We start from the raw sequence: 20,815 nt of genomic DNA, 5'->3' as shown, positions 1-20,815 counted from the left end.
CTAAAACCACGCACCCTGTCACAGGGTGACTCAGTGGCGCGTGCTTACCACTGCGTCAGATCGGGCAGCAGGCCGCGCAGCTCGGCATCGGTGAGATTGCGCCAGCGGCCCGGCTTGAGCGGGCCCAGCTTGACGTTGTCGATCCGCACCCGGCGCAGTTGGGTGACGCGATAGCCGAAGGCCGCGGCCATCAGCCGGATCTGCCGGTTCAGCCCCTGGGTGAGCACGATGCGGAAGCCGAACTTGGCGATGCGCCCGGTGCGGCACGGCAGCGTCATCTGGTCGTGGATGCGCACGCCCTTGGCCATGGCGCGCAGGAACTCCTCGGTCACCGGCTTGTTGACCTCGACCAGGTACTCCTTCTCGTGGCGATTCTCGGCGCGCAGGATCTGGTTGACGATGTCGCCGTTGCTGGTCATCAGGATCAGCCCTTCGGAGTCCTTGTCCAGCCGCCCGATCGGGAAGATGCGCTGCTCGTGGCCGACGAAGTCGACGATGTTGCCCTTGACACTGGCCTCGGTGGTGCAGGTGATGCCGACCGGCTTGTTCAGCGCGATATAGACGTGGCGCCGGCCGCTCGACTTGGACACCGTCCGCGTCCGCAGGGGCTGGCCATCGACCAGGACCACATCCTCCGGCCCCACCACCGCGCCCGCGCCGGCCGGATGCCCGTTGACCGTCACCCGCCGCTCCCCGATCAGCCGATCGGCCTCCCGCCGCGAGCAGAAGCCGGTCTCGGCGATGTGCTTGTTGAGGCGGGTGGGGGTGGGGGGGGAGGTGTCGGTCATGGAGGCGGTTGGGGATTCGGGATTCGGGATTCGGGATTCGGGATTCGGGATTCGGGATTCGGGATTCGGGATTCGGGGATTCGGGGATTCGGGGATTCGGGGATTCGGGGATTCGGGGATTCGGGGATTCGGGATCGGGATTTGGCGGTGGCGGTGGCGGCGTCGCCTCAGACCGCGTGATCCGCCCCCTCCCTTGCGCGCAGCGCAGGGGAGGGTTGGGGAGGGGTCAGCTGTTGCGGTTGCTCTTGCTGTTGCCTTGAGCCCAGACATCGCGCGAGGGGCAAAAGCACCCCTCCCCCCTCAATCGCTAGCCGCGATTTCGAGCTCCCCTGCGCTGCGCACAAGGGAGGGGGGCGGAGCTCAGTCCTTCGGCGGGCCCTTGCGGTGCGGCTTGGCCGCCGGCTTGAAGCCGGGCTTGCCGCCGGGGCGCGGCTTGCCCGCGCCGGGGCGGGCCGAGGCCGGGCGGAAGCCGCGCGGGGCCTCGTCGCCGGCGTCCTCGCCGACCTTGTGGATCTTCAGCTGCTGGCCCGACACCCAGACCTTCTTCAGATGGGTCAGGGTCTCGCGCGGCATGCCCTCGGGCAGGTCCAGGATCGAATACTCGTCCTGGATGTCGATGCGGCCGATGTAGCGGCTCTCCAGCCCGGCCTCGTTGGCGATGGCGCCGACGATGTTGGCCGGCTTGACGCCATGGGCGTGGCCGACCTCGATGCGGTAGCGCTCCATGCCGACCTCGGCCTCGCCGGCCGGCGTGCGCCGCGGGCGTTCGGCCGGGGCCTCGTCGAAGGACGCATGGGCCGGCCGCTCCGGGCGCGCGCGTTCGCTCCGCTCGCCCGGCTCGAAACGCGGCGGACGCTCGCCGCGTTCAGCGCGCTCGGGGCGCGGCGCACGCTCGTAGCGCTCGCTGCGCTCCGGACGCGCGGCGCGCTCGGGACGCTCGCCGCGCGGCGCGCGGTCGGCGGCCGACAGCAGCAGCGGCGTGTCGCCCTGCAGCAGCCGCGCCAGCGCCGCGGCGATGTCCACCGCCGGCACGTTGTGCTCGCGCTCGTAGGTCTCGATCAGCGCGCGGTACTCGCCCGCCTCGCCGGTGGCCAGCGTATCGGTGATGCGCGCCAGGAACCGCGCCACGCGACGGTCGTTGACCGCCTCGACCGTGGGCAACTGCATCTCGGTGATCGGCTGGCGCGTGGCGCGCTCGATCGCGCGCAGCATCGACTTCTCGCGCGGGGTGACGAACAGGATCGCCTCGCCGCTGCGCCCGGCGCGGCCGGTGCGGCCGATGCGGTGGACGTAGCTCTCGGTGTCGTAGGGGATGTCGTAGTTGAGCACGTGGCTGATGCGCTCCACGTCCAGCCCGCGCGCGGCCACGTCGGTGGCCACCAGGATGTCCAGCTTGCCGTCCTTGAGCTGGGCGATGGTCTTCTCGCGCTGCGCCTGCTGCATGTCGCCGTTGATCGCGGCGGCGGCCAGGCCGCGGGCCTGCAGCTTCTCGGCCAGCTCCTCGGTGCCGGCCTTGGTGCGGGCGAAGATGATCATGGCATCGAAGGTCTCGGCCTCCAGGATGCGGGTCAGCGCGTCGAGCTTGTGCAGGCCCGAGACGAACCAGTAACGCTGGCTGATGTTGGCCGACGTAGTGGTCTTGGACGCGATGGTGACTTCGGCCGGATCGTTCAGATAGGTCTGGGCGATGCGGCGGATCTGCGCCGGCATGGTCGCCGAGAACAGCGCCACCTGGCGGGTGGGCGGCGTCTTCTGCAGCACGGTCTCGACATCGTCGATGAAGCCCATACGCAGCATCTCGTCGGCCTCGTCCAGCACCAGCGTGGTCAGGCCGGACAGGTCCAGCGAGCCGCGCTCCAGGTGATCGATCACCCGGCCCGGAGTGCCGACCACCACATGCACGCCGCGCTTGAGCGCCTGCAGCTGCGGGTAGTAGCTCTGGCCGCCGTAGATGGGCAGGACGTGGAAGCCGGGGATCTTGGCTGCGTACTTCTGGAACGCCTCGGCCACCTGGATGGCGAGCTCGCGCGTGGGCGCCAGCACCAGCACCTGCGGCTTGCCGGCCGACAGGTCCAGGTTGGACAGCACCGGCAGGGCGAACGCCGCGGTCTTGCCGGTGCCGGTCTGCGCGGTGCCCAGCACATCGCGCCCGGCCAGCATCGCCGGGATGGTGGCGGCCTGGATGGGCGAAGGCGACTCGTAGCCGACGGCGACCAGGGCGGCCTGGACCGACGCGGACAGGCCAAGGGCGGAGAACGGCACCGCGGGTGCGGCAGTTTCGGAAGACATGATGCAGCTCGCTTGAAGACGCGTAACGGCCGCCTATTGTGCGCCCTGGCGGCCCGACGCGCTTTGAATGGCGCTTTCCGCCGGATTCGGGCCCCAACCCGCCCGGCCGGGTTCGCGGCGCCGGGACCGGCGCACTAGTGCTGCAGATGGTGCTGCAAGGCCTGCCGGAAGGGCGGCACCGCCGCGGCCAGGCGCAGCGCGCCGCCGCGCAGCAGGCGCGCGCCCGGGCGCTCGTCCGCGTAAAGCCGCGCCACCAGCTGGGTGGCCGCGTACAGCGGCCAGGTCGCGCGCCGGTGGGCGCGGGCGTAGGCCTGCAGCGGCGCCGGATCGCCCGCATCCGCGTGGCCGTCCAGCGCATCGGCCAGGCGCCCCACCCCGCCCAGGCCGAAGTTGAAGCCGTGCGCGGTCACCGGATGCATGCCCACCGCCGCGTCGCCGGCCAGGGCGAAGCGGGCCCCGGCCAGGCGCCGGGCGTAGCTGGACACGAGTGGATAGACATGGCGTGTGCTGGCCAGGCGCATCGCGCCCAGGCGGCCTTCGCACAGGCGCGAGACCTCGGCCGAGAAGGCGGTCTCGTCCAGCTGCAGCATCGCCGCGGCGCGCTGCGGGCTCAGGGTCAGCACCAGCGAGGACACCGCGCCGGTCAGCGGCAGCAGCGCCACCGTCGCCCCGTAGGCGAACCACTCCAGCGCCACGCCGTGGTGCGGCTGCGCGTGGGCCACGTGGCAGACCAGCATGCTGCGGCCCAGCTCGTGCAGCTCGGCGCCGACGCCCAGCTGCCGGCGCAGCGCGGACAGGCGCCCGTCCGCGGCCACCAGCAGGTCGGCCTGCAGGACCAGGCCGTCGTCCAGCGTGGCCTCGACCCGGTCGGGATGGCGGCGCAGGCAGGTCACGCCGGCGCCGTCGAGCAGGGTCACGCCCGGGTGCGCCAGCGCGGCCTCGAATGCCGCCTGCCGCAGGCGGTGGTTGGCCACCAGCCAGCCCAGCGGCGCCTCCTGGCCTTCCCCGCCGCCGATGTCCAGGGCGAACGGCGACACGCCGTCCTGCACCCGCGCCTGGCGCAGCGGCGAGATCGTCCGCGCGTCCAGCCGCGGCCAGACCGACAGCGCCTCCAGCACCTGCCGCGAGGCATGGGTCAGGGCGATCTCGCGGCCGTCGAAGGCGGGCGCTTCCAGCGCCGCGCGCGGCTGGCGATCGACCACCGCGACGCTTCGCCCCTGCGCGGCCAGCGCGCGCGCCAGGCACAGTCCGACCGGGCCCGCCCCGCCAATGACCACGTCGAACCGCATGTGCGCACCTGTCGAGATGAGAATGGCTCGCATCCTAGCGGGATCGGTGCGCGCCGCATTGATCTGGCGCAAGGCCGGCTGTGACAAGCGGCGCGTCGGCGCGAATCACCCTGGCATCGACGCACACTGCCCTCTTATTCCATGGACGACCTCGCCATGCCCTCGGCCACCGCGCCTGACCCCGCTGCCCAGACGCGCTTCCAGTCCCTGCTGGAGGCCCATCGCGGCATCGTGCTCAAGGTCGCGGCCAGCTACGCCTTCCATCCCGAGGACCGGGCCGAGCTGGCGCAGGAGATCGCCGCGCAGCTGTGGCGCGCGTTCCCGCGCTACGACGGCGACCGCCCGTTCTCGACCTGGATGTACCGCATCGCGCTGAACGTGGCGATCTCGCAGGTGCGCGGCCACGCGCTGCGCCAGCGCCACGCCTTGCCGATGGACGAGGACCTGCACGACCTGGCCGATCCCAACGCGGCCGATCCCGAACGCGACCAGCAGCTACGTCTGCTGCGCGACTTCATGGCCCGCCAGCCGCCGCTGGAGCGCGCCCTGCTGGTGCTGTACCTGGAAGACCGCCCCACGCGCGAGATCGCCGAGATCCTGGGCCTGACCCAGACCAATGTCACTACCAAGATCGCGCGGCTCAAGCAGCGCATCCGCGCAGAACTCTGACCGCTGCCACCCTCTCCACCCTGGACTTCCCACATGGACCACATCATGGAACCCGACGAACTCAAGGCCGCCTGGCAGACCCTGGGCCGCCGCATCGAACATTCCGACACCCTGACCCGGCAGCTGCTGCGCGAACGCGGGTTGGACCGGGTGCGCGGCAACATGCGCTGGATGTATGCGGGCAAGATCGCGCAGATCCTGTTCGGCGATGCGCTGATCTACTTCGGCATCACCACCGGCCTCAAGCACCTGGCCACGCCGCACTTGCTGGCCTGCAGCGTGCTCATGCTGGCCTATGGCGTGCTGACCCTGGTGCTGGCCGGCCTGACGCTGAGCCGGATCTCGAAGATCGACTACGCCGCGCCGGTGCTGGACATCCAGCGACGCGCCCTGGGCCTGATGCGGCTGCAGAGCCTGGCCAACCGGTGGCTGGGACTGCCGTGGTGGTTCCTGTGGATCGCCATCTTCGTCCTGGAGGTGAAGGCCAATCTGGGCGTGGACCTGTTCGTCACCGCGCCGGCCTTCATCTGGGTCAGCGCCGCCGTCGGCGCGATCGGCCTGATCGCGACCCTGGCGTATCTGCGCCGCCGCGACGCCCGCCTGGGCGAGGGGAACGACGCGCCGCGCAGCCTGCGCGACGCCCGGCGCACCCTGGACGAGCTGCACGCCTTCGAACGCGAATGAGCGCCGCGGCCCGGGGCGGGGCCTGTCATCCGTCCCCGGTCGGGCCCTAGACTGCGCGCATGCAGATCCTCGAATTCGATCTCGACGGCGAATACGTCGAACTCCACATCCTGCTCAAGCTGTGCGGCCTGGTCGACAGCGGCGGCATGGGCAAGCAAGTGGTCGCCAGCGGCGTGGTCAGCGTCGATGGCGCCCAGGAGCTGCGCAAGACCGCCAAGATCCGCGCCGGCCAGGTCGTGCGGGTCGACGATCAGGTCGAGATCCGGGTGATGGATCCGGCCTGAGCCTGACGGCGCGGGCCATCAGGCCTGGCGTTCGCTTCCCGGTGCGTGGCGGGCAAGGATGACGCGGATGCGGCCCTGCGCGTGTTCCGCATCCTCAGGCGAGGCCTGGGACACGATGTCCGCGCACAGCGCATCGAACTGCTTGCGGAAGATGCGCGGCTCGCGCAGATGCGTGACCCACTCGGCCACGTCGCGTTCCAGCCGATCCAGTGCGGCGTCCAGCGCCTGGCGTGTCAGGGTCATGGCGAACCTCCCGGCAGATCGATCTGCACCTGGTGGACCGCGCCGTCGTCGTGCAGCGCGAAACGGTTGCCCGGCTGGCGCACGCCGTCCACCGACAGCGACGGTGCGGCCGCCTCCCCGTAACGTACCGTGATGGCATAGGTGGCCTGGCCTGCGGCGTACTGCAGGCTGAAGGTCTCCCAGCCGGCCGGCACGCGCGGTTCCAGCGTCAGCATCTCGCCCTCGCGCCGCAAACCCAGCAGCGATTCGAGCAGCAGCCGGTACATCCAGCCGGCCGAGCCGGTGTACCAGGTCCAGCCGCCGCTGCCGGCGTGGTCGCCCACGGCGTAGACGTCGGCGGCCATGACATAGGGTTCGACCCGGTAGCGCGCCACGCCTTGCGCATCGCGCGCGTGGTGGATGGGATTGATCATCTCCAGCAGCTGCCAGGCGCGTTCGACCTGCCCCAGCTCGGCAAAGGCCATCACCGTCCACACCGCGGCATGGGTGTACTGGCCGCCGTTCTCGCGCACGCCGGGCACGTAGCCGCGGATATAGCCCGGGTCCGGGCCGTGGCGATCGAACGGCGGATCCAGCAGCTGGATGATGCCCGCCTCGGGCTTGACCAGATGCGTGTCCAGCGCGGTCATCGCCTGCTGCACGCGCTGGGCCTGGCCGGCGCCGGACAGCACCGCCCAGCTCTGCGAGATCGAATCGATCCGGCATTCCTGCGCCTGCGCCGAGCCCAGCGGCGTGCCGTCGTCGAACCACGCGCGCCGGTACCAGCCGCCGTCCCAGGCGTGCTCCTCGATGCGCGCGGCCAGCGTGTCGGCCTGCGCCTGGCACCAGTCCGCGAACGCGCTCTCCCCGCGCCGCTGCGCCACCGGGACGAAGGCCTTGAGCACGTGGATCAGGAAGAAGCCCAGCCACACGCTCTCGCCGCGACCGTGCTCGCCGACCTTGTTCATGCCGTCGTTCCAGTCGCCGGTGCCCATCAGCGGCAGGCCACGCTCGCCGAGCAGGCGACAGCCGCGGCGCAGCGCCAGCACGCAGTGCTCGTACAGGCTGGCATCGCCGGCCGAGACCACCGGCAGGTCGTAGTAGGACTCCTCGTCGTCGTTGACCAGGCGGCCCTCGACGAAGCGCGCGCGCGCCTCCAGCACGCCCCAGTCCTGGGTGACGTCCAGATAGCGACAGGTCGCCAGCGGCAGCCACAGATAGTCGTCCGAGCAGCGCGTGCGCACGCCGCGTCCGGTCGGCGGATGCCACCAGTGCATGGCATCGCCCTGCGGGAACTGCTGGGCGGCCGCGCGCAGCAGGTGTTCGCGGGTGACCTGCGGCAGGGCATGGACCATGGCCATGCAGTCCTGCAGCTGGTCGCGGAACCCCCAGGCGCCGCCGGACTGGTAGAAGCCGCTGCGGCCGAAGTAGCGGCTGGCGATCACCTGATAGAGCAGCCAGCCGTTGACCAGCAGGTCGAAGGCCGGATCGGGCGTGTTGACCCGGATGCCGCCCAGCACGCCGCGCCAGTGGATGCGCACGCGGTCCAGCGCATCGTGCGCCGCGCCTGCGCCGCGCGTGCGCCGGGCGAGTTCGAGCGTGGCGCCGACATCGGCCGCCATGCCCAGCCGGAAGGTGGTCTCGAAGCTGCCGCCGGCTTCCAGCGCGATCGGCACCTGCAGCGCGGCGCAGGCGTCCAGTCCGGGACCGAAGCGGCCCGACAGCCCCTCGCGCCGCAGCCCGGCCGGCGCGGCCAGGCTGCCGTTGCGGCCCAGGAACTCGAGCCGGTCGGCGGTGAACTGGCGCAGCAGCGTGCCGTCTTCCGGATTGACCCCGGCATCGACGTCGAAGAACGCGCAGCGCCCCTCGAAATCGCCGTTGAAGGGATTGCGCGCGGTGAGCACGCCGCTGGCGATGTCCACGTCGGTGATCAGATGCATCTGCGAGCGGCTGCGCAGGTCGGCCAGCACCCATTCGACATAGCCGGTGGCGCTGAGCCGGCGCGCGCGGCCGGACAGGTTGCGCAGCCTGAGCACGCTGTACTTCACCGCCAGCTCCGCATCCACGTACAGCCACAGCTCGCTGTGGATGCCGTCCTCGACGTGCTCGAACACGCTGTAGCCGAAGCCATGACGCACCCGGTACGCGCCGCTGCCCGGGCACGGCAGCGGCGTGGGCGACCACAGATGGCCGCTGTCCTCGTCGCGCAGGTAGAACGCCTCGCCGCTGCTGTCGCACACCGGGTCGTTGTCCCAGGGCGTGAGGCGGTATTCGTGGGCGTTCTCGCCCCAGCTGTAGCCGGCGCCGGATTCGGTCACCACCGCGCCCAGCACCGGGTTGGCCAGCAGGTTGGACCACGGCGCCGGCGTCGGCCGGCCGGGCGCCACGGTGATCACGTACTCGCGGCCATCGGCGCTGAAGCCGCCGGTGCCGTTGTCGAACTGCAGCGGCCCGGCCTGCAGCGGCTCGAACGGCCAAGGATCCTCGTCGGCCGGATCGGTCTGCACCGCGGGCGGCAGCCCGGCAACGGCGCCCTCGCCCGCCCGCCAGGCGGCCGGTCGCGGCGGCGGCGCCGGCAGCGGCGCGGGCGGCTCGCGCTCCAGCACCGGCAGGCGATCGACCTGCTCGGCCAGGGTGCCGGCGCGGTCGGTCAGCACCACGCGTGCCACCGACAGCAGCAGCACGCGGTCCTCCTGGCCCAGCTGCTGCACGGCGCGCACGAAGATGCCGCCGCGCCGCTCAAGCACCTCGGCGCGCTGGTCGCGCGCCAGCAGCGCCAGGATCTGCTCCTGCAGCTGCTGGCGGTAGCCGGCCTGGCTCTCGTTCCAGATCACCAGGTCGGTCTCCAGGCCCTTCAGACGCCAGTACTGGTGCGCCTGCACGACCTGTTCGACCAGCGGCAGGTGGTCCACGTCGGAGACCTGCAGCAGCACGATCGGCAGATCGCCCGAGATCGCCTGCGCCCACAGCGCCGGCTGAGCGCGGCGGTTCTGGCGCAGAGTGTCGGCGTCGGCGCGCAGCACCGGGTCGGGCTGCAGCACCAGCGCGGCCAGGCGCTCGTAGACCTGTACGTCGGCCTCGTGCGCGTTGATCTGGCGGTGCACGACCTGGCTGTGGGTCCAGGCCAGGTCGAACACTCGGTCGGCCAGGCGCCGGTCACGGTACTTCTCGATCAGCGCATCGCAGGCGGCCTCGTCCTCGCCCACGCCGGTGACCAGGTCGAGCACGGCCTGCTGGCCGGGCTGCAGGGTGATGCGCACGCGGATGGCGACGATCGGGTCGAGCACCGAGCCTTCGCTGTTGTCCAGCGCCAGGCGCTCCATCGCCAGCGGCCGCGCCGCGCTGCGCCCGCGGCCGATGAAGCGGGCGCGGTCGGTCTCGTAGGAGATCTGTTCGATGTCGCAGTCGTGCGCGGCCACCAGGTGCAGCAGCTGCGGCGGCCGCTCGCCGGCCTCGCGCGCGCGGCGCCGGCAGACGATGGCCTGCTTGGCCGCCAGGATGCGGGTCTGCACGAACAGGTTGCCGAAGGCCGGGTGCGCCTCGTCGGCGCGCGGCGCCTGCAATACGACCTCGGCATAGGTGGTGACCTCGACGGTGCGCGGATGACGCGCGCGGTTCTTCAGCCGCAGGCGGCGCAGCTCGATGTCGTCCTCGGCCGACACGGCGATCTCCAGATGGCTGTCGATGCCGCGGTGGCGCACGCGGAACTCTGCCTTGGCCTGGGAGAAGATCGCCTCGAAGTGCTGGGTGCGCACGCAGGTGGGCTGATACGCGGCCGACCAGTACTCGCCCGATTCGGCATCGCGCAGATAGCAGAAGCTGCCGTAGGCATCGCGGGTGGGATCCTCGCGCCAGCGGGTGAGCGCGGTGCCTTCCAGGCGCGTATAGCCGCCGCCGGCCACGGTGAGCATGGCGTGGTAGCGCCCGTTGGACAGCAGCTGTACCTCCGGACGCGGGCCGTCGGGATCGCGCAGGATGCGCAGCTGCGGGCCGGCCGCGGCCGCCGCGCCGTCGGCCGGGCTGGGCGCCTCGGACTCGTGCGCCGGCACCACGCCGGCGGCGGGCATGCGCTCCTGCAGCAGCAGCAGGGCCGCGCGCAGCGCCGGGTCGGCGGCGAAACGCTTCTGCATCGGCTGTTCGACCAGCAGATGGTCCAGCGACAGCAGCGCCATGCCCTGGTGATGGGCCATGTAGGAGCGGATCACCACGTGGCGTTCGCCGCGCGGCAGGCGCTCGGCGGTGTAGTCCACCGCCTCGTACATGCCGAACGCGCCGGAGAAGCCCTGCGCGGCCATCGCCTGCAGGTTCTCCAGCGCCGCCGGCGGATGCACCATCAGCGCCATCACCGTGGCGTAGGGCGCGATCACCGCGTCCTGCGCCAGGCCGCGCTTGAGCCCCAGTCCCGGCACGCCGAAGGCGCGGTACTGGTAGTTCATGTTCACGTCCACGGCGTTGTAGCCGGACTCGGACACGCCCCAGGGGATCTGCCGCGCCTGGCCGTATTCGATCTGCGCCTGGACCACGCCGTGCGCGGTCTGGTCGAGCAGCGAGCCGGGGTAGCTGGGCATCACCAGCTGCGGCATCAGGTACTCGAACATCGAGCCGCTCCAGGACACCAGCACCGGCTCGCCGCCGCCCTCGGTCAGCAGCCGGCCCAGGGCGAACCAGCTCTCCTGCGGCAGCTGGCCCTGGGCGATGGCCACGAAGCAGCCCAGCCGCGCCTCGGAGGCCAGCAGGTCGTAGAAGCCCGCGTCCAGGCGGCTCTCATCGACGTTGTAGCCGATCGACAGCATTCGCTGCGCCGGGTCGTAGAGGAAGCGATAGTCCTGCTCGGCATGCCGCGCGGCCAGTTCGGCCAGCGCTTCCAGCTCGTCCAGCTGGCGCGCCGCGAGGCCGCCGGGCTCGGCATCGGCCATCGCGCGCAGCGTGGCCGGCGCGGCCTGCTCGCCGGCCGGCAGGGGGCCGGCCTGTTCCAGCATCGACAGCGCGGACTGGCAGGCCTCCAGCAGACGCGCCGGCCAGTCGATGGGCGCACGCGGCAGGGCGGCCTGCGTGGCGGCGGCGTCCAGCGCCTGCGCGCGTTCGAGCAGCGTGCGGACCTGCGGCGCAGACGCTTGCTCACCGGTGCGCAGCGGCTGCAGCGCGTCGGCGAAGGCCTGCAGCGGGGCGGCCAGCGCCTCGCCCAGACCGGCGCGCTGGGCATCGTCTTCCAGCGCGCCCGAGGTGTCGGCCAGGCCGTCGAAGGTCTTGGGCGCCAGCAGCGGCGCATCGGCCAGCTGCAGCAAGCCCTGGCGCAGGGTGAGCAGATGGCCGGTGAGGTTGCCGCTGTCCACGGTGGACACGTAGCGCGGCGCCAGCGGGCGCAGCGTGTCGGTGGTGTACCAGTTGTAGAGGTGGCCGCGATGGCGTTCCAGCCGGCCCAGCGTGTCCAGCGCGCCGCGCACGCGCGTCAGCACGCCGGGCAGCTGCAGATAGCCCAGGTCCCAGGCCGAGAGGTTGGCCAGTAGCGACAGGCCGATATTGGTGGGCGAGGTGCGCCGGGCCAGCACCTGCGCCGGATGTTCCTGCAGGTTGTCCGGCGGCAGCCAGTGCTCCTGCGGGCCGACCCAGGTCTCGAAGAACGCCCAGGTGCGCCGCGCCAGCTGGCCCAGGAAGCGGCGCTGCGCGTCGTCCAGATGGGTCGAGGCCGCCGGCGGGCGCCGGCCCAGCCAGCCCATCAGCCAGGGCGAGGCCGCCCACAGCGCCAGGCATGGCACGGCCGCCGGCAGCGCCCACGGTTGCAGCAGCGCCACGGCCGCCAGCACCCCCACGGCGAACACCGTCACCGGCCACATCAGCGCCACTTCCGGCATCTCGCCGCGCACGCTGCGCTCGACATCGCGCGAGACGTTCCACTGCAGCAGGTGCCGGCGCGAAACGGCCAGGCGCCACAGCGTGCGCACGATCGCCAGCGCGTTGCTGCCGGCCTGGTGCGGCAGGCAGGCGAAGGTCACCGCCGCCCGGCGCAGCTCGCGCAGGGTGCGCGTGCGCAGCAGCGACAGGTGCGCATCCAGCGGCAGTTCGCCCGGGCCGGCCAGCGCATCGCGCAGCGCCGCCAGCAGCGGCGGCAGCCACCACGGGCACAGCAGCCACAGCGTCCACACCAGCGGCGCGGGCACCGCGCACCAGCCGGCCACCAGCAGGGTCAGCACGGCGATCGGCACCAGGCTGCGGCGCAGGTTGTCGGCCAGCTTGCCGCGCGAGAGCCAGGACAGCGGGCTGCGCTCCCAGCCGCGTGCGGTCGGCACGCGCGGCAGCAGCCACGGCAGCAGCTGCCAGTCGCCGCGCACCCAGCGCTGGCGACGCTTGGCATCGGCGAAATAGCGCTCGGGATAGTCCTCGTACAGGCGCACCTGGCTGACCAGCCCGGCGCGCGCGTAGCAGCCTTCCAGCAGGTCGTGGCTGAGGATGGCGTTGTCGGGCATCCGCCCGGCCAGCACCTGTTCGAACGCCTCGACCTCGTAGATGCCCTTGCCGACGAACGAGCCCTCGGCGAACAGGTCCTGGTACACGTCGGAAATGGTGCGCGTATACGGGTCGATGCCCGCCTCGCTGCCGAACATGCGCGCATAGCGCGAACGCAGCGCCATCGCGCTGCCCAGGCCCGGCTGCAGGATGCCGTAGCCGCGCACCACCGTGCGCGTGTCCGGATCGACCACCGGCCGGTTGAGCGGATGGGCCATGGTGCCCACCAGCGCGCGCGCGGACTCCAGCGGCAGCTGGGTATCGGCATCCAGGGTGATGACATAGCGCACCCCGCGCAGCGCCTCGGTGCGCCCGACGATGCAGCTGAACGGCGCGGCGTCGCCCTCGCGCAGCAGCGCGTTGAGCGCGGCCAGCTTGCCGCGCTTGCGCTCCAGGCCCATCCAGCGGCCCTCGTGCGGATTCCACTGGCGCGGGCGGTGGAACAGGTAGAACAGCTCGCCTTCGGCCGCATCGCGGCCCTGTCCGTGGCGGGCGTTGAGCGCGGCGATGCGCGCCTGGGCATGGGCCAGCACGGCCGCGTCCTGCGGCAGGTGTTCCTGCGCGGCATCGGCGAAGTCGGTCAGCAGGCCGAAGTGCAGATGCGGCCCGCGGTTGGCCAGGAACCGCACCTCCAGCGCATCGACCAGTTCATCGACCGCCTCGGTGTCGGGGATCATCGAGGGCACGATCACCAGCGTGCGCGCCTGCGCCGGGATGCCGGCCTGGTAATCCAGGCTGGGCAGCGGATGCGGCGTCGCCAGGTTGCTCGCGGTCCAGTTGACCAGCGCCACGCCCAGCTCGCTGAAGGCCAGCAGCGCCAGCACCGCCGCGCCGGCCACCCAGCCCCAGGCCGGCACGGAGGGGGCCAGGGTGCTGGCCAGCAGGCCGGCGGCGAACAGCGCGGCGAACACCGCGATCGGCCCGACATAGGCCAGCAGCGGCACCGGCCGCACATCGGGCAGCAGCCGGCGCCAGCCGCGGCCGGCCAGGGCGCGCGCGATCTCGCGCGCGCCGTCGCCCAGCAGCCACCAGCCGACGTGGCCGTGGCCCTCGGGCGCACCGGCCGCGGCCGCGCGCGCGCGTTCCAGCACCATCGCGGCGATCTCGCCTTCCGGCCGCCCGGCGCGCCGGGCCACGGTCTCGACCACCCGCCGGTACTGGTCGCGGCTGGCGAAGTCCATGGCCGGATAGGTGCCGTCCGGGTCCTGGCGCAGCAGGTGTTCGATCACGCTGCAGCGCTCGACGAAGCCGCGCCAGTCCATGCTGGTGATGAAGCGCAGGCTGCCGATGCTGTTGCGGATCGAGGCCTGCGCGGCGGCCTGGCGAATGCTCTCGCGCTGGACCACGGCCTCGAGCGAGCGCCCGCTCTCGGCCACCCACTGCTCCACCCAGTCGATCGGCATGTGCGTGGCGAAGTTGCCGCCGCGCAGGTGGCGCAGCAGTTCGGACACGAAGGCCCCGCGCACCGGCGGCTGCGAGCGCAGCATGTCGGCCAGCACCAGCACCACGTCCTTGGGCGCGCGCTGGGCGGCTTCGGCCATGCGCTTGGCCCAGGCCTGGGCCAGGCGGTGATCGCCGACGTCGCGGGTGATGCGCGCGGCGATGCGGCGCAGGTTCTCGATCACCGCCAGGCGCAGCATGATCGGCACGGCCCACAGCTCGCCGATGCTCAGCGCCTGCTCCTGCTGGTAGCCGCTGACCAGCCGCTCCATGGTCTCGGCATCGACCTGGCCATCGCCGTGGGACACCGCCTGCATGGCCAGGTCGTAGACCCGCGGCAGGCCGGCCGACGGCCCGCTGGCCAGCGCCGGCAGCGCCCGGCTGTAGCCGCTGGGCAGGTGGCGCCGCGCCAGCCGCACCTGCTCGTCGATCAGGTAGTAGTTGTCCAGCAGCCATTCGCCGGCCGGCACCATCGGCAGCTTGTCGCGGGCGAAGGCGTCCAGGGCCTGGACCGCGCCCTCGAGCACCGCGCCGTTTTCGGCCAGCCGCGCCAGCATCCGCTCCGGGCCCTGCCCGGCCTGCAGCGTGTGCTGCTGGGACAGGCGCCGGCCCAACTGTTCCATCTGGGTGGCGTTGAACAGCTGGGCGCGCAGCGGCGGCTCGGGTGTGGCGGTGCGGACCGCGTCGCGGTGGCGCTGCCGCCAACGCGCCAGCAACCGCCTCAAGATCCTCCTGCCCCGCCGCCGCCACCCTGCACGCATCTGACATCCCGTTGATCAGTGGAAGGAAGGCGCGCACCTCTTGCCTGGCAACGATGCGCGACCGCTGCCTTGAAGAGACCGAGCGCCTTCCGGAGATCCTTGATCCCCCGCCCACGCCCTGGGCAGGGAGCCAAAGACAAACAGGCCGAAGCGAATGCCTCGGCCTGTCAGCTGATACGCCAGCACGCGTGATCGCCCCGTGGCGGACGCGTCGGGCCTGCCCGCACTCAGTGCTTGGGGCGACGGGCCGCGTCTGCCGCCTTGCCCACGTCCTGCTGGACCTTGCCGGCGTTCTTCTCCAGCTTGCCGGCCGCTTCCTTGGTCTTGTTGCCGGTCAGCTTGCCGGCGGCTTCCTTCAGGCCGCCCTTGACCTGGTGCTTGGCACCTTCCACGCGATTCTTGTCCATCGTGCGTACTCGCTCGAGCTCGCCACACATGTGGCGCAGACCGTGTAGACCCGCGCGCGCAATGCAGGAGTGAAAGAAGTGCACGGACGCCTTCACGCGCACCGATGGATCGGCGTGCGGCACCGGTCCGCCGTGCGCCGGTCATGGCTTTCTGCCAAGCTCGAAGGCCCTCATCGCCTGTGTCCCGCATGTTTTCGTCTGCTTTTCGGGCCGCGTGGCTGGCCGGCCTGTTGCTGCTGTCGGCCTGCGCCTCCGCGCCGACCCGGCCCGCGCCCCCCGACCCGGTCCTGCTGATCTCCATCGACGCCCTGCGCGCCAGTTACCTGGGCCGGGGCGACACGCCGCACCTGGACGCGCTGGCGCGCGACGGCGTGCGCGCGCAGTGGATGACACCCTCGTATCCGTCGCTGACCTTCCCCAACCACTACACCCTGGTCACCGGCCAGCGCCCGGACCACCACGGCGTGATCCACAACTCCATGCGCGAGGCGGGCCTGGGCGAATTCAAGGTCGCCGACACCCAGGCCACCGGGGATGCGCGCTGGTGGAGCGAGGCCACGCCGATCTGGGTCACCGCCGAACAGCACGGCCTGAAGACCGCGATCTGGGCCTGGCCCGGCAGCAGCGCGCCCATCGGCGGCGTGCGCCCCAACGAATACCGCCTGTTCGACACCGCCATCCCCGCCGCCACCCGCGCCGCCGACGTGGCCGGTTGGCTGACCGGACCGGTCCAGGCGCGGCCGGCGCTGGCCGCGCTGTACATGGAGGACGTGGACGAGGAGGGCCACAACCACGGCCCCGATTCGCCGCAGGTGCGCGAAGCCCTGCGCCGTGTGGACGCCGCCGTGGGCGCGCTGCTGGACACGCTGCGGGCGCACGGCCAGCTGGAGCGCACCAACATCGTGATCGTCTCCGACCACGGCATGGCCACCGTCGCCCCCGAGCACGTGGTCGCGGTGGAGGACATGGTCAGCAAACAGGAGGCGGTGGTGGTGTCGGTCGGCCAGGTGGTCGGCGTGCAGCCCAATCCGGGCTTCGAGGCGGCGGTCGAGGCCCGCCTGCTCGGCCGCCATCCGCCCTACACCTGCTGGCGCAAGGGCGAACTGCCGGCGCGCTGGCATTACGGCAGCAACGCGCGCATCCCGCCGATCGTGTGCCAGATGGACGAGGGCTGGGACGCCCTGCCAGCCGAACAGGCCGCGCGCCGCCGCCTGCTCGGCCACGACCGCGGCTCGCACGGCTACGACCCGGCGCTGGAATCGATGCGCGCCATCTTCATCGCCCACGGCCCGGCGTTCCGGCGCGGCGTGGTGCTGCCGGCGTTCGACAACGTCGATGTTTATCCGCTGCTGGCGCACCTGCTGCAGGTGCCGCCCCAGCCCAACGACGGCACGCTGGCGCCGCTGCAGGCAGGACTGCAGCCGCCCGCGCATTGATGTCCGAAAACGGCCAGTAGGGCCGCATGGCCGGTGCTAGCCTGCCGGCCATGACCTCGCCCCTGCCCGATGCCGCCCTGTGCGAACGCGCCCGCCTGAGCCGCGATGCGCGCTTCGACGGGCTGTTCTTCACCGCCGTGTCCAGCACCGGGATCTATTGCCGCCCGGTGTGCCCGGCGCCGGCGCCGCGGCGCGAGAACGTCAGCTACTTCCCGTCCGCCGCCGCGGCCGAGGCCGCCGGCTACCGTCCCTGTCTGCGCTGCCGCCCCGAGCTGTCGCCCGAGCACGGCGCCTGGCGCCGCGGCGACGATGCGGTGGCGCGTGCGCTCAAGCTGATCGACGCCGGCCTGCTGACCGATGCCCCACTGGCGGCGCTGGCGCAGCGCCTGGCCTTGAGCGAACGCCAGCTGCGGCGGCTGTTCGCCGATCGCCTGGGCACCTCGCCGCTGGGCGTGCACGCCACGCGCCGTCTGCTGTTCGCCAAGCAGCTGCTGACCGAGACCGCCCTGCCGATCACCGATGTGGCCATGGCCGCCGGCTTCGGCAGCCTGCGGCGCTTCAACACCGTGTTCAAGGAGGCCTATCACATGGCCCCGCGCGAGCTGCGCAAGCGCGAGGTGCCGGCGGCGGCCGACGAGACCCTGGTGCTGCGCCTGGGCTATCGCCCGCCGTACGACTTCGGCGCGATGCTCGACTTCCTGCGCGGGCGCGCACTGCCGGGCGTGGAGCATGTCGATGCGATCTCCTACGCGCGCGTGGTCGGCCCGATCGAATCCCCGGGCTGGCTGCGCATCAGCGCCTGGCCCCGCGGCGAACACGCACTGCGGCTGGAACTGCAGCGGATCGCGCCGGCGCGGATGCTGGGCGTGGTCGCGCGGCTGCGTCGCATGTTCGACCTGGACGCCGATCCGCAGGCGATCGCCGCGGCGCTGGGCCACGACCCGCGCCTGGCGCCGCTGCTCGAACGCCGGCCCGGCCTGCGCATCCCCAGCGGCTGGGATGGCTTCGAGATCGCGGTGCGCGCGGTGATCGGCCAGCAGGTCAGCGTGGCCGCCGCGCGCACCTTCACCGCCCGGCTGGCGCAGGCCTTCGGCGCGCCGCTGCCCGAGCCGCTGCGCAGCGAGGCCCACACGCATCTGTTCCCCACGCCCGAGGCGCTGGCCGACGCCGATCTCACCGCGATCGGCCTGACCCAGGCGCGCGCGGCCACGGTGCGCACGGTGGCGCAGGCGGTGCTGGACGGGCGCGTGGATTTCCGCCCGGACGCGCCGCTGGACGACTTCGTCGCACGCTGGGTCGCCCTGCCCGGCATCGGCCCGTGGACCGCGCACTACCTGGCGCTGCGCGGGCTCGGCCATCCCGACGCCTTCCCGGCCGAAGACCTCGTCCTGCAGCGCGCCCTGCCCAACGACGGCACGCGCCTGAGCGCGCGCGCGCTGGCCGCGCATGCGCAGGCCTGGCGCCCCTGGCGCGGCTATGCCGTGCTGCACCTGTGGAAGGACGCCATGCCGGCCACGCCCACCCCATCGCCCGAACGCCCTGCCAAGGACCTGCCATGACCATCTTCGAACGCCACTTCCCCAGCCCGGTCGGCCCGCTGCGCGTGGCCGCCAGCGATGCCGGCCTGCACGGCATCGAGTTCCCGGAGAACCGGCACCCGGTCAAGCGGCTGGAAGCCTGGGAACAAGGCGATCATCCGCTGCTGCGCGAAGCCCAGGCCCAGCTCGACGCCTACTTCGCCGGGCGCCTGCAGGCCTTCGACCTGCCGCTGGCGCCGCACGGCACCGCCTTCCAGCGCCAGGTCTGGCTGGCGCTGGCGCAGATCCCCTTCGGCGCCACCTGGAGCTACGCGCAGCTGGCCCAGCGCGTCGGTCGCCCCGGCGCCAGCCGCGCGGTCGGCGCGGCCAACGGCCGCAACCCGCTGCCGATCGTGCTGCCCTGCCATCGGGTGATCGGCGCCGACGGCGCGCTGACCGGCTTCGGCGGCGGCCTGCCGACCAAGCAGTTCCTGCTGCAGCTAGAGGGCGCGCTGCCGCCCGTGCCGCAGCGCGCCGGCCTGTTCAACTGACCAGGCGCGCCTGCCGGCTGTCTCGCAGGCTGGCCATGGATCGCCACGCGCGGCGCGCTACCATGCGCCTGCCTGCGGACACCGCTCCGCTCCTGCGCGCACGCCAGCCCCCCGGGCACCGCCCCGCCCCTGGCCGCTGCGCGATCGAGCTGGAGTTCAATGCATGTCCCTGACCTCATCCCCGCACCCCTTCGCCTTCGGCCGGATCGCCCCGACGCTGCCGGTCGCCGACATCGCGCGGGCGCTGGCGTTCTACGTCGGCGTCCTGGGCTTCGCCAAGACCTTCGAGAACGGCAGCCCGGTGGGCTTCGTGATCCTCAAGAAGGATGCGGCGGAGCTGCACCTTTCCCTGGACCGGTCGCACAAGCCGGACCGGCGCAACCTGGCGCATCTCCTGGTCGACGACGCGGCCGGGCTCTACGCGCATCTGCAGCAGGCCGACACCCGCATCATCAAGGCGCTGCGCGACGCGGACTATGGCCTGCGCGGCTTCGTCTTCGCCGACCCGGATGGCAACCGCATCGACGTCGGCCAGCGGCTTTAGCGGCTGAAGCGGATACGGAAGAGGCGCTACTCCTGATCGAAGGATCTCCGTGCATCTTCGTGCGCGAGCTTCTCGACTTCGGAGGGGCAGCGGTCCGGCGGGCAGTGGCCGCTTCTCCCTCGATCAGGGCATCCTGCCCTGACTCGGGCGCTCGGCTCCTGCCTCGCTAGGCGCGGCCACTGCCCGCCGGCCCGCTGCCTCGCGCGTCAAGTCGAAAGACTGCGGGTCGAAGAAGTCCTGACCTTTCCTCTCTCGGAGCGCCGACCCGATCCATGTGGGAGCCGCCATGGCGGCGATGGGGCCTTCCCGGTAAAGCCTCATCGCCGCCATGGCGGCTCCCACCTGTAGAGCGGAGCTTGCTCCGCTGGGGCTTGCCGATGATCCAGCCGAAACGCAGCGGAGCAAGCTCCGCTCTACAAGAAGGCCGCGGCTTGAATTGGCCGCGGCTTGAACTGAGAGACAGTTGCTCCCACCGAAGCATGCGGCGCCGTCAGTCCTTTCCCATCCCGGTGTCGGCAGACCGAGCCGAGAAACCACGCCTGACCGGGTCGGGCTGGCCGGCGAAGTCCGCTTCACCGACCTCGCACGCCAGCCGAAAACCCAAAAGAAAACGCGGCGCCCAAAGGCGCCGCGCTTCTGTCTGCAGAGCGATGGAAGGCGGCGATCAGCCGGCCTTGGCCACCGTCTTCTTCGCCACGGCCTTCTTGGCCGGCGACTTGGCGACCGACTTGGCGGTCACCGGCGCGGCGACGGCGGCGCCGTGCTTGCGCGAATTGCCATAGCTGGCGTTGTAGCGCTTGCCCTTGGCGGTTTTGCGATCACCCTTGCCCATCTGCGTACTCCTCGTGTTGGTGGCCCGCCGGTTGCGGCGAGTGCGCGGCCGACGTGAAGGCCGGCGCGCAGGGCCGGAGAGGCTACCACAGCCCCGCGGGGCACCACAGGCCGGCCAGGCCCTCAGTGCGCGCAGCGCGCGTCGTGGACGTGGCCGTGGTTCAGCCGCAGATTCACCAGATGCGCCACGCCCACCAGCGTGCCGCCGAAGGTCATGGCCACCGCATGCGGCACCAGACTGTGATGCAGCGGCGGGTACAGCACCGCGACCCACAGCACCGCCAGCCCGACCAGCAGCACGCCCAGCGCGCGCAGCACCCGATGCCGGCGATAGCCCGCGGCCAGACTGAACACCCCCAGCAGCGAAGCGAACACCACGAAGATCCGCTCGAAGCCCTCGCCCAGCCAGGCCGACAGCCCCAGCGCCGGGAGCAGCGCGATCAATAGCGGCAGTACCGCGCAGTGCACGGCGCAGACCAGGGAGCCGGTGGCGCCGATGCGGTCCAGCCAGGAACGGAAGGGAGAGCTCATGCGGGTGGAGTATGACTTTCGGGCCAGGCACCGAGTTGATGTCGATATATTATAACGTTAATGTTTCC

The 20,815-nt window shown here is 71.9% G+C and carries 15 protein-coding genes; 7 read left to right on the top strand and 8 right to left on the bottom strand.

Annotated elements, in window-relative coordinates; translation table 11 throughout:
* Positions 1-44: 44 nt before the first annotated feature.
* The 3 genes from QE438_RS01375 to ubiM all read right to left on the bottom strand — a co-directional run bounded on the left by QE438_RS01375 (position 45) and on the right by ubiM (position 4,366).
* Entirely contained in the window at positions 45-788 is a 744-nt protein-coding gene (locus QE438_RS01375; protein ID WP_306993073.1) for a pseudouridine synthase, read from the bottom strand.
* Positions 789-1,148: 360 nt separating this feature from the next.
* The gene (locus QE438_RS01370; RefSeq protein WP_306993074.1) at positions 1,149-3,077 is read right to left on the bottom strand and encodes a DEAD/DEAH box helicase; all 1,929 of its coding nucleotides are present in this window, start codon (positions 3,075-3,077) and stop codon (positions 1,149-1,151) included.
* A gap of 134 nt (positions 3,078-3,211) precedes the next feature.
* Positions 3,212-4,366, bottom strand: coding sequence for a 5-demethoxyubiquinol-8 5-hydroxylase UbiM (gene ubiM / locus QE438_RS01365; RefSeq protein ID WP_306993076.1), 1,155 nt, complete (start codon positions 4,364-4,366; stop codon positions 3,212-3,214).
* Positions 4,367-4,522: 156 nt separating this feature from the next.
* On the opposite strand from ubiM, the gene QE438_RS01360 reads away from it, so the two are divergent.
* Genes QE438_RS01360 through QE438_RS01350 form a run of 3 tightly spaced genes read left to right on the top strand, consistent with a single transcriptional unit; the run spans position 4,523 to position 6,003 of the window.
* Positions 4,523-5,035 (top strand): sigma-70 family RNA polymerase sigma factor, encoded by a 513-nt coding sequence (locus tag QE438_RS01360; protein ID WP_309731561.1) that lies wholly within the window; start codon positions 4,523-4,525, stop codon positions 5,033-5,035.
* A gap of 33 nt (positions 5,036-5,068) precedes the next feature.
* Positions 5,069-5,719, top strand: coding sequence for a hypothetical protein (locus QE438_RS01355; RefSeq protein WP_306993078.1), 651 nt, complete (start codon positions 5,069-5,071; stop codon positions 5,717-5,719).
* A 59-nt stretch (positions 5,720-5,778) separates the two neighbouring features.
* On the top strand, positions 5,779-6,003 hold the full coding sequence (locus QE438_RS01350; protein WP_130529011.1) for an RNA-binding S4 domain-containing protein: 225 nt from the start codon (positions 5,779-5,781) through the stop codon (positions 6,001-6,003).
* A gap of 18 nt (positions 6,004-6,021) precedes the next feature.
* On the opposite strand, the gene QE438_RS01345 is transcribed toward QE438_RS01350, so the two are convergent.
* The 3 genes from QE438_RS01345 to QE438_RS01335 form a co-directional block, all read right to left on the bottom strand.
* Entirely contained in the window at positions 6,022-6,246 is a 225-nt protein-coding gene (locus QE438_RS01345) for a hypothetical protein (protein ID WP_131658437.1), read from the bottom strand.
* Entirely contained in the window at positions 6,243-14,894 is an 8,652-nt protein-coding gene (locus tag QE438_RS01340; RefSeq protein ID WP_307184041.1) for a glycoside hydrolase family 94 protein, read from the bottom strand. The genes QE438_RS01345 and QE438_RS01340 overlap by 4 nt, the downstream gene beginning before the upstream one ends.
* Before the next feature lie 263 nt (positions 14,895-15,157).
* Positions 15,158-15,337 (bottom strand): CsbD family protein, encoded by a 180-nt coding sequence (locus tag QE438_RS01335; RefSeq protein WP_130519816.1) that lies wholly within the window; start codon positions 15,335-15,337, stop codon positions 15,158-15,160.
* Positions 15,338-15,525: 188 nt separating this feature from the next.
* On the opposite strand from QE438_RS01335, the gene QE438_RS01330 reads away from it, so the two are divergent.
* The 4 genes from QE438_RS01330 (at position 15,526) to QE438_RS01315 (ending at position 19,385) form a co-directional block, all read left to right on the top strand.
* Complete coding sequence (locus QE438_RS01330; RefSeq protein WP_306993086.1) at positions 15,526-16,773, top strand: ectonucleotide pyrophosphatase/phosphodiesterase; 1,248 nt, start codon at positions 15,526-15,528, stop codon at positions 16,771-16,773.
* Positions 16,774-16,799: 26 nt separating this feature from the next.
* A complete protein-coding gene (locus QE438_RS01325; RefSeq protein ID WP_309731550.1) occupies positions 16,800-18,332 on the top strand; it encodes an AlkA N-terminal domain-containing protein in 1,533 nt (510 codons plus the stop codon).
* The gene (locus QE438_RS01320) at positions 18,329-18,841 is read left to right on the top strand and encodes a methylated-DNA--[protein]-cysteine S-methyltransferase (protein WP_130519810.1); all 513 of its coding nucleotides are present in this window, start codon (positions 18,329-18,331) and stop codon (positions 18,839-18,841) included. The genes QE438_RS01325 and QE438_RS01320 overlap by 4 nt, the downstream gene beginning before the upstream one ends.
* Before the next feature lie 163 nt (positions 18,842-19,004).
* Positions 19,005-19,385 (top strand): VOC family protein, encoded by a 381-nt coding sequence (locus tag QE438_RS01315; protein ID WP_306993090.1) that lies wholly within the window; start codon positions 19,005-19,007, stop codon positions 19,383-19,385.
* 664 nt (positions 19,386-20,049) lie between these two features.
* Here QE438_RS01315 and QE438_RS01310 read toward each other — a convergent pair.
* Positions 20,050-20,217, bottom strand: a complete 168-nt coding sequence (locus QE438_RS01310) for a 30S ribosomal protein THX (protein ID WP_130516098.1) — start codon at positions 20,215-20,217, stop codon at positions 20,050-20,052.
* 122 nt (positions 20,218-20,339) lie between these two features.
* Positions 20,340-20,747 (bottom strand): MerC domain-containing protein, encoded by a 408-nt coding sequence (locus tag QE438_RS01305; RefSeq protein ID WP_130516096.1) that lies wholly within the window; start codon positions 20,745-20,747, stop codon positions 20,340-20,342.
* Between the last annotated feature and the right edge of the window lie 68 nt (positions 20,748-20,815).

Origin of the sequence: Pseudoxanthomonas sp. SORGH_AS_0997 (assembly GCF_031453535.1) — a bacterium.
In the GTDB taxonomy this organism is placed as follows: domain Bacteria; phylum Pseudomonadota; class Gammaproteobacteria; order Xanthomonadales; family Xanthomonadaceae; genus Pseudoxanthomonas_A; species Pseudoxanthomonas_A winnipegensis.
This window is presented reverse-complemented; position numbering and strand designations above follow the sequence as displayed.